Genomic DNA, 14225 nt, shown 5'->3' with positions numbered 1-14225 from the left:
TGTCTTCACTCTTAGGAGCCCGCCAATCGGCGAGTTTTCTTTATGATTGTTGGTGAACCGTTACTTGCTTAGGTTCTGTTGTGACTTTAAAACCGTCTTTTGTAACTACATCAGCTGAGATCGTATACGTTCCATTTGGAAGATCCGCATTAGGTACCCATTGTGTTTTCAGTGTATGTTCATTTTTCACTTCAAACGAATCGACTATCTTTCCGCTTGCATCTTTAACATTAATCGTCCAGTCTACTCTAGCATAAGCCCAGGCACGAATATTTGCAGGTTTGCTTTTGTTAATATTTGCAGTCGGAGTTATACTGATCGTTTGAACAGCCATAGTATGTTTAATATAGCTTGGATCTCCCCAAACTTTGTAGGATTGATTTCCTGCGTAATCAATGGCTAGAATAATAATACTTTTCGGTTCTGTATTAACTAAGAAAGATTTTTGCTCAAGACCTAGTGAATAATATTGTCCATTCACCCATACAACAGCAGAATTAAAGTCACTTGCATTGTCTTGCGGATTGAAGGAAATTTCATATTTTCCGTTCTTTGGCGTTACTGTAATATCTGAAACGGTCGGAGCGATGGAATCTACCGTAATTGGCATTTTAACAATCTGTGGCTTTGCGTTTGGATAATCTAATGTTGTTTTGATAACATATTGATAAACACCATCAGGCACATATTGTCCGGATGAGTCTTTCATATCCCATTTATATCCGTCATACTTTGTATCCCCATATGACATTATATTTTTTCTAAATTTCCATGGAGTACCAGTATATTCACTAAAGTCACCTAAATTTTTAATGAGATTTCCAGATTGATCTTCAATTTGCATTTCAACTTTGTCTAAATTACGTAAGGCTTGGAATGACGGATAGATACCATCGAGTATATAGTTTTTCGAGAATGCAATATGGTTAGGACTGAACCTTCCCGTATATGGGTTATATCCTAATGGATATCTTTCTGAATTTTCATCCCAAAGGGCCGTATATCCTACAAATGCATCCTTCTCCCATGCAGGTGCGTCGATATTTCGTGGTTCATCCCATTTTCCATAGAAGCCCATATATGGAACAGTTAAAGAAACTGCTTTATCCTGCTCTTTAGCAACCGGAACGAGACGAACAAATCCTTCTACAAAACTATTTTTCTTTAAGGAATCTGGTAAAGTTACATTAACAGTCAGCATTTTTGTTTGACCTGGTTTGATTTTAACTAATGCTCCTTCTGTTTCTGTAACTGTATTATCATTAACAGTGACTGTCGCACCATTAATACGTTCACTAGTTAATGTTAAATACTCTTTTGAATCCAAGTGCCCATCACTATCTAAATCAAATTCCTTCATTTCCGTCTTATCTCTTAACACATCTACATAAACTTTATATTCAATATCATCACTACTATTTTTACCTTTAGGAGCGTCGAATGCTTCCATGTTTAATTTGAAACTTGTATTTTGACCTATTTCCTTTAAAGCAACCGCTCCAGCTTGTTCTAAAGGCGCATTTCTATTTGTCACAATGACTGGTGTATTAATGGCATTTTGAATTTGCATTAGACCTGACCCTTGTACACGTGGTGAATATGGAACTTCTCCACCGGTCCCTGGATCCATGACAATATTAGCTGTATTCATTAAAGCAAGTTTTGCTTTTAAAACTGTATCTTCTGAATGGGTTAATCCTTTTTGATAAAGGGCCTGCAATAACAATGCTGAACCGCCTGCAACATGAGGTGCTGCCATGGATGTACCGCTCATCATTTCATAATCATTACCTGGTACAGTGGAATAAATATTTCCACCAGGGGCAGAAATTTCTGGTTTAAAATTTAATGTATGCGGAGTACCCATCGATGAAAAACTAGACATACTATCTTTTGCTGGGTTATCAGCGAAAGCATCGCCTGCGAATTTCATACTTAAATATTGACCGCTTGGCAGACTATTCATTTTACTCAGTAATGCTTCACCTGCAGCTTTACTTGTTGTGGCCGTTGGTGCTGCAGTTGGACTTAATTTTAGAGTAGGATAATCTGGCAAAACAGTAGGCGGTATCATAATAACTGCCTTTGCTCCAGCTCTCTTAGCTGCCCATTGAGCGGATGAATAATCGCTATATACATTTAATAGTTTAACTACTGCAATGTAATCAGTTTTTCCTTTAGGATAATCTGATGCATTCTTTCCTTCCGCAACATATACCAAATCATAGGGTACATCTGGTGAAAGAACCTTAGAGACTTTAAAATTATACGATGCTGGAAATTGCGTTTGATCTTTGAACGGCACCGAAAAACCACTTGCATCTGCTAATGCATTTAAATGAAGTTTAGTATTTTCATAGGAAGCAACCGATAACGCATATGGACTTACACCCGGTGCACCAACTGTTCCAATATCAGGATTTTCTGCATATGGTCTTAATGAAGAGGGAATGATATTATTTTTCGTACTGTAGGCTGAATTACCAGCTGCCACTACAACAAGGGTGCCTTGTTCTGTCGCAACTCGAATTGCTTTTTGGATCGGATCAAATTCTTCATCTACATAGCCTGCATCGACACCTAAGCTCATGTTTATTACATCTGCATCCAATGTAATGGCATGCTCGATACCCGCTATAATATCATCCTCATAGGCACCACCGCCATTATCAGGAAATACCTTCTCAGCTAATAGTTGAGCACCTGGTGCAATACCCTCGACACCGCCATTCGTTTCATCGCCATTTGCTCCAATTGTACCAGCCACGTGTGTACCATGCGGGCTGCCTTTTGTTCCCGGAATGACATTGGTATCATTGTCTGCCCAATCATATCCTGTTGGAATTTTATCGGAATACCAAATTTCGTTTACATCTGTCTCAACAAATTTTTGATTCATTTTATCTTGAGTCCATTTTTCTTTCGCTTTGGCTGTGTCAGATAGTTTCATATCTTTGTGCGTATAATCAATCCCGGAGTCTACGACCGCTACTACTAATCCTTCACCTTTATAACCATATTGTTCCCATACTTTTTGAGCTTGTACTAATTCTTTACTTGCTCCCATCGTTTCCTGGTATGTTCTAGCAACATGGACATTCATAACCCCTGGAATAGATTTGATATCTTTAATATTTTGAAACTCTGTTTCTACACTGAATCCGTTAAACCCTTCGAAAAAACGATGCTTCACTTTAATAGAAGCATTTGATTTAGAATTTTTTTCTTTTGAGATTTGTTCGATTACTTTGTCTTGCTTTTGTTTATATAAAGCTTTTTTACTTTTGGCTGTTTGCTCAATTTCTGTTGGTTGTTCAACTTCTACAATTAAGCGAACAGTATCATTTGGTTTATATGCTGTAGCCAAACCTTCTTTTTTAACGTCTTTATATAGTGAATCATCTTGACCTGTTTCGATCTTATCCTTATCAAAAAATAATTGTCCTCTTTGTTCCACAATTTCTTCAACCATTTGCGACTCAGCAGGCGTAACATCACCTTCTGCAAAAACTGTAAGTGATGCAAAGAATAATGATGTTATAGCGGCTGTGGCCATTACCTTAAATGCCTTCATTTTTCTTTTTTTCATTAACATATCTCCTTTTTTATTATTAAATAAATATCTTTCCTTTGTTGTAAAACGTAATGATTACGTTTTATATTACCAATTCAGTATAATACCTCTTTGGTAATGTCGCAATAAATAGGAATTATTACGATTTATAATTTATTCTAAATTTGTCACTTTAGATTCTTAATCTACTAGTAAACTATGATTCTGTCCTTATTATCTAGAATTTTAATCTTTCTGAAAATTAGACGAAAGAAGTAATTTCATAGCTATTGGTTCTAAAGCAAAATAAAACAAAAGAACTATCCCGCACCTTATTATTTTGAGTAAAATAATAAAACACAGAACAGTTCTTTTAAGCGCGTTTATTTAAGAAAATGGAACAAGTTGATTTCGAACGGCATAAATGACAGCTTGCGAACGACTCTTCACATTTAACTTTTTAAAAATTTTATTGATGTGAATTTTAACTGTCTTGTCACTGATATATAGTGCTTCAGCAATTTCCTTATTGCTAAGACCTTTGACCAGTTCAAACAGTATTTCTTTTTCACGCTCTGTCAGTTCATTTTCATTTGATTCTGATTTCGTTTGCTGATGATATGTAATCAACTTTTTAGTCATGCGCGGGTGAATCACAGAATCTCCTTGTAATACCATCCGGATTGCCGCCACCACTTCCTCGGATGATGAATCCTTTAATAAGTAGCCATCTGCACCTGCCCGAAGAGCAGACATCAAGTATTCATCATGTTCATACATCGTTAATACGAGAACACGGCAGTTCGGATACTGATCTTTTACAAGTGATGTAGCCTCAATACCATTTTTCCCTGGTAAATTAATATCCATTAAGATACAATCAGGTCTGCACTCTTCCACCTTCTTTAATACCTCATCCCCGGAAACAGCTTCTCCAACTACTCGCATATCAGATTCGAGTTCTAATATACTTCGAATTCCATCGCGCAAAACAGTATGATCATCCACTACTAATATTCGAATCATGATACTCCTCCCCTATTTCTGAATTTGGAATTAACAATGTAATTTCTGTGCCTTTTCCTGCTGAACTATCAATCTGAAGGGCAGCCCCTAGCTGTTCAGCCTGTTCATTCATATGTAATATACCATAATGCGGTTCATGCTTTGCTTTAATCATAGATTCAAAAAGGGAAAAGCCAATTCCATTATCCTTCACCTTCAAAAGTACATGTTCCCGTTGATAACTTAGCAACACGTCAACTTTGTCTGCTTTCGCATGCTTTACAATGTTTTGCAAGCTCTCCTGTAAAGTATCAAAGATGACTCGTTCTTTCGTAAAACTAAGTTTTCGAGAACGGCCTCTTTCATGATATGTAATGGCCAGATCATATTCTTGTTTTAAGGATTGAATTTTATTTGTAATTGCTTGTTTTAGCCCCAGTCTTTGTGTTGGATATGGCTTTAAGGCATAAATAGAATAACGAACTTCACTTAAGCTCTTTCGTAATTTTTTTATGCTTGTATCTACTACTTGCTGCATGTCCTTTGGTCGATCTGCGTACTTTTTCTGAGCTGATTCCAGCTGGAATATCACTCCGGCCAATGCTTGTGCGATTCCATCGTGGATTTCACGGGCAATTCGATTTCTTTCTTCCAAAATTGTTCTTTTTTCCTGTTCAGAGACGAGTGTCCGTGTTTTAAGCAAACTGCCTAGTTGATTGGCAAACGTAGCTAAAGTCTGTACATCTTCAGTAATAAAACTCGCACTCCTGCTTTTCCCTGCTACAAACATGCCAACCAATTCATGATTTACTTTAAGAGGTAAATATACAAGAGAGCGCATAGTATTTTCAAACACGTCATCTCCTGGAGCCATACCTGTTTTCCAATCAGTAACAACAATCGTTTCGGATATTTCTTCAAACTTCGCATGAACATCAGAATAATTCGAAATATCAGAACGAACTTCCCCATCCTTTAGTAAAAGTGTCCAGTTCCCCTCATCTTTTGCCCATAAAACATATGCCTGTATTCCTAAGAATCCTTTCAGTGATTGTTTCATCTGCTGTAAGTTTCCGGCAGATAACCCACGACTTAATTCCGTCGTAATAGAAAAAAGCTTATATAAGCGTTCTTTTTCCACCCGTATTTGCCTAACGAAAGAGCTGATGATACAGATTGCCACAAGCGGAAAAAAGAAGAACAGAACCATAATTTCATCCATCACTCCGCGATATCGGTAATCTAAAATATGTATAAGCGAGGAGTAAAATAAACAAAAACTCACACTCAATAATACTAATATATTTTTTTTACGCCACTCTTCTAGCGGATATGGCTGAGGAAGAAGTATGATTAAAAGATCGTAAAAAATGCTGTTAAAAAAGCAAAGAAACACGCTGAATAAAAACAAGCTTATGAATTTTCCATATAAAACCGAGAGATTCATCCCAGAAATAAAAAGAGAGAGGCATTCGTTGGAAAGCCAGTCTGCTAATATAATACTAAGAGCAAGCTGAGCACAATTAAATAGTGTCCTTTGCATAGGTAAACGGCGAAGCAAATGGATACATAACATCGCACATACACAAGAAACAACAGTTATATGTATTCCAAACTGCCAATTCATCGTATAAATGAGCGTAAGACTGAGTGTGATTCCCCCTCTCCAAATACGGATAGGAAAATACTCAGTAATCCCCATAAACATAATTAACAACAAAAGCAGTATGAGATGAGAAGGCATTTTACTTAAAAATAAGGAAATGATAACAGCAATCACACCAAGAAAAGAAATAGAATAAATATAAAAACTAGCTACTTGTTCTCTCATAGAAGTAAAGTCTATCTTTTTCAAAACGATCCCTCCCTCAAAAAATCTATCACTATCATTATCCAATAAAAAACCGGCACTGGCAAAATGAGAATGTTCCCATTAGCCAATCACCGGCTGTACGCTGTCCCTTAGGGAGGGTGGCACACTATTAGTATAAAATGGAATTCTACGTTTTCCTATCCACCAAATGTTATAATTGTAAATATATTCTATTCCAATCATATAGAACTAAAGATGTATATGAATTTCATAATTGCTTCTTTACCAGTAAAAATAATACTTTGAATCCAATTTGTTCATATAATTCGTACTGCTAAGAATAAATTGGGCCATGAATAAGCTTCATATAAGAATCACACAACATACTCATATTTTAAGTGCGCATTTAAAAAAATGAGGTGATTTTTTCATGAATAACCAGCCAATGTCTTTTCCGCATGTAAATTATAATCAACAGCCGTATTATCAACATCCAGGTTATCAACAGCCAAGTTATCAACAGCCAGGTTATCAACAGCCAGGTTATCAACAGCCAGGTTATCAACAGCCAAGTTATCAACCACTCGAGGACACAAGAGAGATCGACGATGATGTCTATCGTCCCGACGATGCTGAAGATGCTCCAACAACCCCACCACCAGCACAACCACCATCAGCACCAGCAGCATTTTCTTCTCCTATACAAACGGTTCAAATACGATCATCGCTATGTAATTGTTTAGGAAGATGGGGATTTATTGGTTTAAGAACACCAGGACCTTTTGGAAGAGATTTTTGGTTTTATCCAACTGAAGTTAGAAAAAACGGGGTAGTCGGATATATTTGGCAAGGAGGACGCCGCCGAAAAGTAAGCTATCGATATTCACAAATTAGAAACTTTATGTGTGTCTCTTGACGTAAATAACAGACCAACTATTTGAAAAGAAGAGGAGAAGTCCTCTTCTTTTTATATTCTCCAAGAATCATTTTTCCTATCAAACTTAAGGAATTTTATAGCATCCCAAAACCAGCTTCATAATTATTTCCGAGACTCAATTACAGCTATTAAATTTTTCAAATTAATATTATGATGAATTTAACTAATTCGAAAGAAGTTGATAGATATGAAAAACATACGTTTAAGAAACGGAAAAGAAGTAATTATAAGAGAAGCTTTACGAGAAGATGCTAAGTCTATGATTGATTTTTACAATATAGTAGGCGGAGAAACTGATTTTCTTTCATTCGGGAAAAATGAATTCAGTATGTCTTTACATGATTATGAAAACTTCATAGAGTCTACTAGCGCAGATAATAGTTCCATCATCTTACTAGCAACAATAGATGATGAAATTATAAGTATCGCTTCCATTACCTCTAGCCCAAAAGCGAGAACGAGACACGTAGGAACACTAGGAATCGTAATTGCGGAAGAGCACTGCGGATTCGGTTTAGGTAGAATACTGATGGACGAGCTTATCGAGTGGGCAAGATTAAATGGGACTACGAAGAGAATACATCTCGTAACGAGAGAAGATAATGCTAGAGCAATCGAGTTATATAAAAAAGTTGGCTTTAAGGAAGAAGGATTATTACAACAAGATACATATATAAATGGTGTTTATTATAATACTGTTATTATGGGCTTAATGATTTAAATACCTATTATAAACATGGACAGGAGGTTAACCAAAAACCTCCTATCCATACAAAAATTATTTGGTCATTCGCTTTACGCTTCAGTACTCCCTAACGATTTCATATTCTTTCTCATCAACCTTATAATGCTCTCATAATACGAATGTTCATGCTGCACAAATTTACTTTTATCTACGGTCTTATGGATTAAAACTTTTTCCCCAGCTTCATTCATTTCGAATCCTTCTACTGTAATTTCATCCATTTCTCCTAACCAAAGTTCAGAAAAACTGTTCAATTCAGCTTTAACAATGCCTGATACTTCTTCTATTTGCAGCTTATACTCATCCATTGGTTTTTTATTTTCATATAAAAAAACGTGAGCTAATTCTTTATCAATAAAATCTCCTATTGTAACGCAATAATCGATAATACCTAATGACACGAGTTCATCAAACGAGACATCAATCCCTACTTCTTCCTTCACCTCTCGGATTCCATCATATACCGTTTCATGAGCCAATATATGTCCCGCCGCTGTAATATCTAACAGATTCGGATAATCCTTTTTTGTCTCACTACGAATTTGAAAATGAATATAATCTACTCCATTTTCTCTACTTATAAACCAACAATGAAACGTCTCATGCCAATGTCCCATTTTATGTACTTCTTCACGAGTTGCGACTCCTACTGGATTTCTATGGTCATCAAATATTTTCAGTAATTCACTCTCCATTATATATTCCCTTCTTCCCCATTCACTTTTTCTTCTGTAATTGGCTATATTCTTCTTTTGTATTTACATTCAGAAATAGCTCTTTTGATAACTGTGATTCTTCCGCCGTCACATACTGGACATTACACTGAGATAATAGCCCCTGCATACTTCTCTTACCTTCTTTTAATAACTGTTCTATTTTTCCTTTTACCTTGTGATGATATAGCGCTAAAAGTGGTTGCTTCCGTCCTTCAACTAGTGGAACAATTGCTTCATATGTTTCGTCTGCTCGTTCGATGAATGTCATCGCCCATGCTTTCGAAATATTTGGTGTGTCACACGGTGCAACAATATACCAATCTGCATCTACAAATTCCATACCTGTTAATAAACCGGCAAGCGGACCGTTTCCTTTATACAGCGCAATATCTTCTACAACTGGTACATGAAGTATATGCGAGAGATCATTAGTAATCGCTGGATGGCTAATCACAACAATGTCTGTAACAACTTCTTTCAAAGCTTCTATACTATGTTCAATAAATGTTTTTCCGCACCAAGTTGCTAATGCTTTCGGTTCTCCAAAACGACTGGACTGTCCACCGGCTAATACAATTCCTGCAATTTTCACTGGCGATGCAACTCAAATGTAATGTGTCCAAGCTCTGGTAAAATTAATTTCTTCATCGCAAGGCGAACCGCACCTGTTGATCCTGGCATAGAAAAGACAACTTTCCGTCCAATTGTCCCGCCAATTGCTCTGCTTAACATCGCTGAGCTTCCAATATCTTCTAAATAACTAATCATCCGAAATAGTTCTCCAAAGCCTACAATTTCTTTATCAAGCAACGCTTCTACTGCTTCAATTGTAACATCACGTTTTGTAATACCGGTGCCGCCGTTTGTTAACACAACATCTACATCTTCTTGTTGGCAGCCTGCTAACACAGCTTGCTGAATGCTTTCTTTATCATCTTTTACAATTTCATAAGCTGTTACTTGATGATTTTCTTCTATTAATAATTCTTTTAATAACCGTCCGCTTTTATCTGTTTCTTCTGTACGTGTATCCGAAACCGTTATGATTTTACAACGAACCTGTACCGGTGCTTGTTTTTTATGTTCTGTGACGCTCATTGTCATTCGCTCCTTCTTCTGAACTTATCTAAATTTTATCATATATGATGCAGCAACAAAAAAATGTGCGGCCTGTCACACATTTTTACAGAAAAAACATCTCGCTTCCGTATTTTTCCTTATAATAGAAATATAGGGATTTTCAAAAGGGAGGAAATGAATATGGATACAATGAAAAAATTAACGACCTTATTTATTTTACTTTTCGTCGCTTCCATTAGCGCCGGCATGGCACTAAAAGACGCTGTGCCTTACGCAGCCATCGGTGGTTTTGGATGTGCCACAATCTTTTTACTTTGTAGTGCATACTGCTTTGGAAAATCCCGTTCACAGAGGGGGCAATAATTGATGTTCGGTAAAAAATCAACCGCGTGTACATCATGCGGAAAGGAAATTGCGGTACACGAACGTTCTTGGATTTACATGCAATATCCGCCAAGCGGTATGACAAATATCCAAAAATATATTGAGCTGGGCGGAGAAGTGTATTGTACTTCCTGCGTTGGAAAGTTAGAAAAACAGGAAAGTAATTAAATAAAAAAAGCTTTGCACGTATGTGCAAAGCTTTTTTCTTCCTATATTATAGACCAGCTTGCTCTTTTAAAGCTTCAGCTTTGTCTGTACGCTCCCAAGAAAGATCTACATCAGTACGTCCGAAGTGGCCGTATGCTGCTGTTTGTTTGTAAATTGGGCGACGTAAGTCTAGCATTTTGATGATACCAGCTGGGCGAAGATCGAAGTTGTTGCGGATTAGTTCTACTAATACTTCTTCAGATACTTTTCCAGTGCCAAATGTATCAACAGAGATAGATACTGGTTTCGCTACGCCGATTGCGTATGCAAGTTGTACTTCTGCTTTGTCAGCAAGACCTGCTGCTACGATGTTTTTCGCAACGTAACGAGCTGCGTATGCTGCAGAACGGTCAACTTTTGTTGCATCCTTACCAGAGAATGCACCGCCGCCGTGACGAGCGTATCCACCGTAAGTATCTACGATAATTTTACGACCTGTTAAACCAGCATCCCCTTGTGGTCCACCGATAACGAAGCGGCCAGTTGGGTTAATGAAGAATTTTGTTTCTTCATCGATTAATTCAGCTGGTACAACTGGTTTAATTACGAATTCTTTTAAGTTGCGATCGATTTGTTCCCAAGAAATCTCTGGGTGATGTTGCGTAGAGATTACAATTGTATCAACGCGAACTGGTTTACCGTTTTCATCATACTCAACTGTTACTTGTGTTTTACCGTCTGGACGTAAGTATGGTAATGTATCATCTTTACGAACTTCAGTTAAACGACGAGCTAATTTATGAGCAAGAGAGATTGGAAGTGGCATTAATTCTTTTGTTTCATTACATGCGAAACCAAACATTAAACCTTGGTCGCCTGCACCGATTGCTTCGATCTCTTCGTCAGTCATTTGACCTTCGCGTGCTTCTAACGCTTTGTCAACACCCATTGCGATGTCAGCAGACTGCTCATCGATAGATGTTAAAACTGCACAAGTTTCTGAATCGAAACCGTATTTTGCACGAGTATAACCAATTCCTTTAATTGTTTCACGAACGATTTTTGGAATATCTACATAAGTAGAAGTCGTAATTTCTCCCGCTACCAATACTAAACCAGTTGTTACTGTTGTTTCACAAGCTACACGTGCGTTTGCATCTTTTGCTAAGATTGCATCTAAAATTGAATCAGAAATTTGGTCACTAATTTTATCTGGATGTCCTTCAGTTACAGACTCAGATGTGAACAGATGACGTTTTTTTGTCATGTGGTAAACCTCCCGACAGTAAATGTATATATTGTACGGAACTCATCCTTAATTTGCCACAAACTGCGACATTCATGTATTCTCCCACAAGCGCAAAAGAAAAACCTTTCCTATATATAGAGGAAAGGTTGTATTCGCTACTTGCATACTGCTTTTTGCCCTTCGCTCTTATCGCTCGAGACATTACATCTCGCACAGGTTTAAGCACCTATTCACTTGAACTTGTCGTACATACAAGTGAGGTTGCCGGGCTTCATCGGGCCTGTCCCTCCGCCAGCTCGGGATAAGAGAGTATCCGTCCTCAACTATACTAAAGAAATGCTTTTCATTTGTCAATCCATATACACATATTCCTATAAGTTTTTAACGACAGAAATTTATGGAAAAAAATAATATAATAACACAAACAAAAATAAATAAATAGTATACATTATTTATATGATTGTGTTATACTCTAAATGGGGATTACGAGAATATTTATAAATTAAACAAAGGATGGTATATAAAATATGAGTACTGTGAATGTCCAAATTGGATTACACGAATTATTAAATGGAAGCAATGCACAGGTTCAATTGAGCGTTCCGCAACTAACGGAAAAAGTATTAATGAGAAAAGAAGGACGATTAACTTCTACTGGCGCTGTTTCTGTTTCAACAGGAAAATATACAGGACGTTCTCCGAAAGATAAATTTATTGTAGACGAAGCATCTGTTACGGATAAAATCGCTTGGGGTTCGGTAAACCAACCGATTTCTGAAGAGCATTTTAATAAATTATATACAAAAGTATTAGAATACTTAAAAGAAAAAGAAGAACTATTCGTATTCAAAGGATTTGCAGGAGCAGACCGTAGCTACCGTCTTCCTCTTCAAGTTATTAATGAATATGCATGGCATAACTTATTCGCACATCAATTATTCATTCGCCCAACTGAGGAAGAATTAAAAAATCATGATTCACAGTTCACAATTGTATCTGCACCAAACTTTAAAGCAGATCCAGAAATCGACGGCACGAACTCAGAAACATTTATTATCGTTTCATTTGAAAAGCGTATCGTGTTAATCGGCGGTACAGAATACGCTGGTGAAATGAAAAAATCAATCTTCTCTATCATGAACTACTTACTTCCAGAACAAGATATCTTTTCTATGCACTGCTCTGCAAACGTAGGTGAAGAAGGCGATGTTGCTTTATTCTTCGGTTTATCTGGAACAGGTAAAACAACATTATCTGCTGATCCGAACCGCAAATTAATCGGTGATGACGAGCATGGTTGGTCTGATAACGGCGTATTCAATATTGAAGGCGGTTGCTATGCAAAATGTGTGAACTTATCTCGCGAGAAAGAGCCACAAATCTTTGACGCGATTAAATTCGGCTCTGTTTTAGAAAACGTTGTGATTGATGATCATACACGCATTGCAAATTATGATGACACTGCATTAACAGAAAATACACGTGCAGCTTATCCAATTGATGCAATTGATAACATCGTATTACCTAGCGTTGCAGGTCATCCAAATACAATTATTTTCTTAACTGCTGATGCGTTTGGTGTATTGCCTCCAATCAGCAGATTAACGAAAGAGCAAGCGATGTACCATTTCTTAAGTGGTTACACGAGTAAACTAGCAGGAACTGAGCGCGGTATTACTTCACCGCAAGCAACATTCTCAACATGCTTCGGTTCTCCATTCTTACCGCTTGATGCATCTCGCTATGCAGAAATGCTTGGAGAAAAAATCGAGAAGCACGATGCTAAAGTATTCTTAGTGAACACTGGCTGGACTGGCGGCGAATACGGCGTTGGAAAACGTATGAACTTAGGTCATACACGCGCAATGGTGCAAGCTGCATTAAATGGCGAGTTAGATAGCGCTGAAACAGCGAAACATGATATCTTTGGTCTTGAAGTACCACTTCATGTTCCTGGTGTACCTGATGAAGTATTAATGCCAGAACAAACATGGACTGATAAAGAAGCTTACAAAGCAAAAGCAACTGAGCTTGCGAATAAGTTTAAAGAAAACTTCAAGAAATTTGATAACGTTTCTGAAACAATTGTAAAACTTGGCGGTCCAATCGCTTAAACCCGACTTTACTTTGAAATATCCTAAATCATGTGAATAAGTATGTTGTTATTGCAAGAAAACAAGTACTCACCGACAAAGCCCACGTTTTCTTGTGATAGCACATGCTTACATATAAAAGAGGCCTACGATTCATTTCGTAAGCCTCTTTCCTATTTGCAAACATTTTTGACGATTTCTAAAAAACAAGATATCAACCTTACAAAATATGGATATGATATATAAGTACACGGTAAAGGAGGGACTTCCATTGCTCTTCTTTTTAATCGCTCTTATTCATTTTGTTATCCCAGCTCTTGTTGGCTTAACATTATATTGGTACACACCTAAGCATAGTATTTTTTATGCGGTCCTCAGCGTTCTTCTCACAGGTATGATTCTTATTAGCTTTTTCCGCTTACCTGTCCTCAACTGGATTCCATTTATTACAGCTATTTTGTATCTTATTTTCTTACCTAAAATAAAAAAATAAGAAAGCAGAT

Annotated in this window: 13 protein-coding genes and 1 riboswitch; of the genes, 6 read left to right on the top strand and 7 right to left on the bottom strand. The window is 37.1% G+C overall.

From position 1 onward, the window contains the following. Positions 1–40 precede the first annotated feature (40 nt). The 3 genes from CN326_RS04455 to CN326_RS04445 form a co-directional block, all read right to left on the bottom strand. Positions 41–3589, bottom strand: a complete 3549-nt coding sequence (locus CN326_RS04455) for a S8 family serine peptidase (protein WP_098306623.1) — start codon at positions 3587–3589, stop codon at positions 41–43. 351 nt (positions 3590–3940) lie between these two features. Then, positions 3941–4579 (bottom strand): response regulator, encoded by a 639-nt coding sequence (locus tag CN326_RS04450; RefSeq protein ID WP_098306621.1) that lies wholly within the window; start codon positions 4577–4579, stop codon positions 3941–3943. Beyond that, positions 4554–6413 (bottom strand): GAF domain-containing sensor histidine kinase, encoded by a 1860-nt coding sequence (locus CN326_RS04445; RefSeq protein ID WP_098306619.1) that lies wholly within the window; start codon positions 6411–6413, stop codon positions 4554–4556. The genes CN326_RS04450 and CN326_RS04445 overlap by 26 nt, the downstream gene beginning before the upstream one ends. Positions 6414–6801: 388 nt before the next feature. Here CN326_RS04445 and CN326_RS04440 point away from each other — a divergent pair, with 388 nt between their 5' ends. Then, the gene (locus CN326_RS04440) at positions 6802–7287 is read left to right on the top strand and encodes a hypothetical protein (RefSeq protein WP_098306617.1); all 486 of its coding nucleotides are present in this window, start codon (positions 6802–6804) and stop codon (positions 7285–7287) included. A 208-nt stretch (positions 7288–7495) separates the two neighbouring features. Then, positions 7496–8029: a GNAT family N-acetyltransferase gene (locus CN326_RS04435; protein WP_098306615.1), complete on the top strand. Its 534-nt coding sequence runs from the start codon at positions 7496–7498 to the stop codon at positions 8027–8029. A 74-nt stretch (positions 8030–8103) separates the two neighbouring features. On the opposite strand, the gene CN326_RS04430 is transcribed toward CN326_RS04435, so the two are convergent. From CN326_RS04430 to CN326_RS04420, 3 genes are read right to left on the bottom strand one after another with little or no spacing between them, the layout of a single operon-like run. After that, positions 8104–8748: an NUDIX hydrolase gene (locus tag CN326_RS04430; protein ID WP_098306613.1), complete on the bottom strand. Its 645-nt coding sequence runs from the start codon at positions 8746–8748 to the stop codon at positions 8104–8106. 22 nt (positions 8749–8770) lie between these two features. Then, on the bottom strand, positions 8771–9361 hold the full coding sequence (gene mobA, locus CN326_RS04425; protein WP_098306611.1) for a molybdenum cofactor guanylyltransferase: 591 nt from the start codon (positions 9359–9361) through the stop codon (positions 8771–8773). Continuing rightward, on the bottom strand, positions 9358–9867 hold the full coding sequence (locus CN326_RS04420; protein ID WP_098306609.1) for a MogA/MoaB family molybdenum cofactor biosynthesis protein: 510 nt from the start codon (positions 9865–9867) through the stop codon (positions 9358–9360). The genes mobA and CN326_RS04420 overlap by 4 nt, the downstream gene beginning before the upstream one ends. A gap of 162 nt (positions 9868–10029) precedes the next feature. Between CN326_RS04420 and CN326_RS04415 the strand changes: the two genes are divergently transcribed. Together CN326_RS04415 and CN326_RS04410 are read left to right on the top strand one after the other, a co-directional pair. Further along, the gene (locus CN326_RS04415; RefSeq protein WP_098306607.1) at positions 10030–10212 is read left to right on the top strand and encodes a hypothetical protein; all 183 of its coding nucleotides are present in this window, start codon (positions 10030–10032) and stop codon (positions 10210–10212) included. A 3-nt stretch (positions 10213–10215) separates the two neighbouring features. After that, complete coding sequence (locus tag CN326_RS04410) at positions 10216–10401, top strand: hypothetical protein (protein WP_098306605.1); 186 nt, start codon at positions 10216–10218, stop codon at positions 10399–10401. A 46-nt stretch (positions 10402–10447) separates the two neighbouring features. Here CN326_RS04410 and metK read toward each other — a convergent pair whose 3' ends face one another. Continuing rightward, positions 10448–11647 (bottom strand): methionine adenosyltransferase, encoded by a 1200-nt coding sequence (metK, locus tag CN326_RS04405; protein WP_098306603.1) that lies wholly within the window; start codon positions 11645–11647, stop codon positions 10448–10450. A gap of 165 nt (positions 11648–11812) precedes the next feature. Next, positions 11813–11937: riboswitch (SAM riboswitch) on the bottom strand. Between the two features lie 219 nt (positions 11938–12156). On the opposite strand from metK, the gene pckA reads away from it, so the two are divergent. After that, a complete protein-coding gene (pckA, locus tag CN326_RS04400) occupies positions 12157–13743 on the top strand; it encodes a phosphoenolpyruvate carboxykinase (ATP) (RefSeq protein WP_098306601.1) in 1587 nt (528 codons plus the stop codon). A gap of 250 nt (positions 13744–13993) precedes the next feature. After that, positions 13994–14215 carry a hypothetical protein gene (locus tag CN326_RS04395; protein ID WP_098306599.1) on the top strand — a complete coding sequence of 74 codons (222 nt, stop codon included), beginning with the start codon at positions 13994–13996 and terminating at the stop codon, positions 14213–14215. Positions 14216–14225: the final 10 nt, after the last annotated feature.

Source organism: Bacillus sp. AFS018417, assembly GCF_002560985.1.
GTDB lineage: Bacteria > Bacillota > Bacilli > Bacillales > Bacillaceae_G > Bacillus_A > Bacillus_A rhizoplanae.
Note: the sequence above shows the minus strand (reverse complement) of the source record. Positions and strands in the feature narration are given on the sequence as shown.

Excerpts from the sequence above, each read along its gene's own strand:
- CN326_RS04410 (WP_098306605.1), top strand. The coding sequence starts at position 10,216 with ATGTTCGGTAAAAAATCAACCGCGTGTACATCATGCGGAAAGGAAATT.
- CN326_RS04450 (WP_098306621.1), bottom strand. The coding sequence starts at position 4,579 with ATGATTCGAATATTAGTAGTGGATGATCATACTGTTTTGCGCGATGGA.
- CN326_RS04455 (WP_098306623.1), bottom strand. The coding sequence starts at position 3,589 with ATGAAAAAAAGAAAAATGAAGGCATTTAAGGTAATGGCCACAGCCGCT.
- CN326_RS04440 (WP_098306617.1), top strand. The coding sequence starts at position 6,802 with ATGAATAACCAGCCAATGTCTTTTCCGCATGTAAATTATAATCAACAG.
- CN326_RS04430 (WP_098306613.1), bottom strand. The coding sequence starts at position 8,748 with ATGGAGAGTGAATTACTGAAAATATTTGATGACCATAGAAATCCAGTA.
- metK (WP_098306603.1), bottom strand. The coding sequence starts at position 11,647 with ATGACAAAAAAACGTCATCTGTTCACATCTGAGTCTGTAACTGAAGGA.
- pckA (WP_098306601.1), top strand. The coding sequence starts at position 12,157 with ATGAGTACTGTGAATGTCCAAATTGGATTACACGAATTATTAAATGGA.
- CN326_RS04415 (WP_098306607.1), top strand. The coding sequence starts at position 10,030 with ATGGATACAATGAAAAAATTAACGACCTTATTTATTTTACTTTTCGTC.
- CN326_RS04435 (WP_098306615.1), top strand. The coding sequence starts at position 7,496 with ATGAAAAACATACGTTTAAGAAACGGAAAAGAAGTAATTATAAGAGAA.
- CN326_RS04420 (WP_098306609.1), bottom strand. The coding sequence starts at position 9,867 with ATGAGCGTCACAGAACATAAAAAACAAGCACCGGTACAGGTTCGTTGT.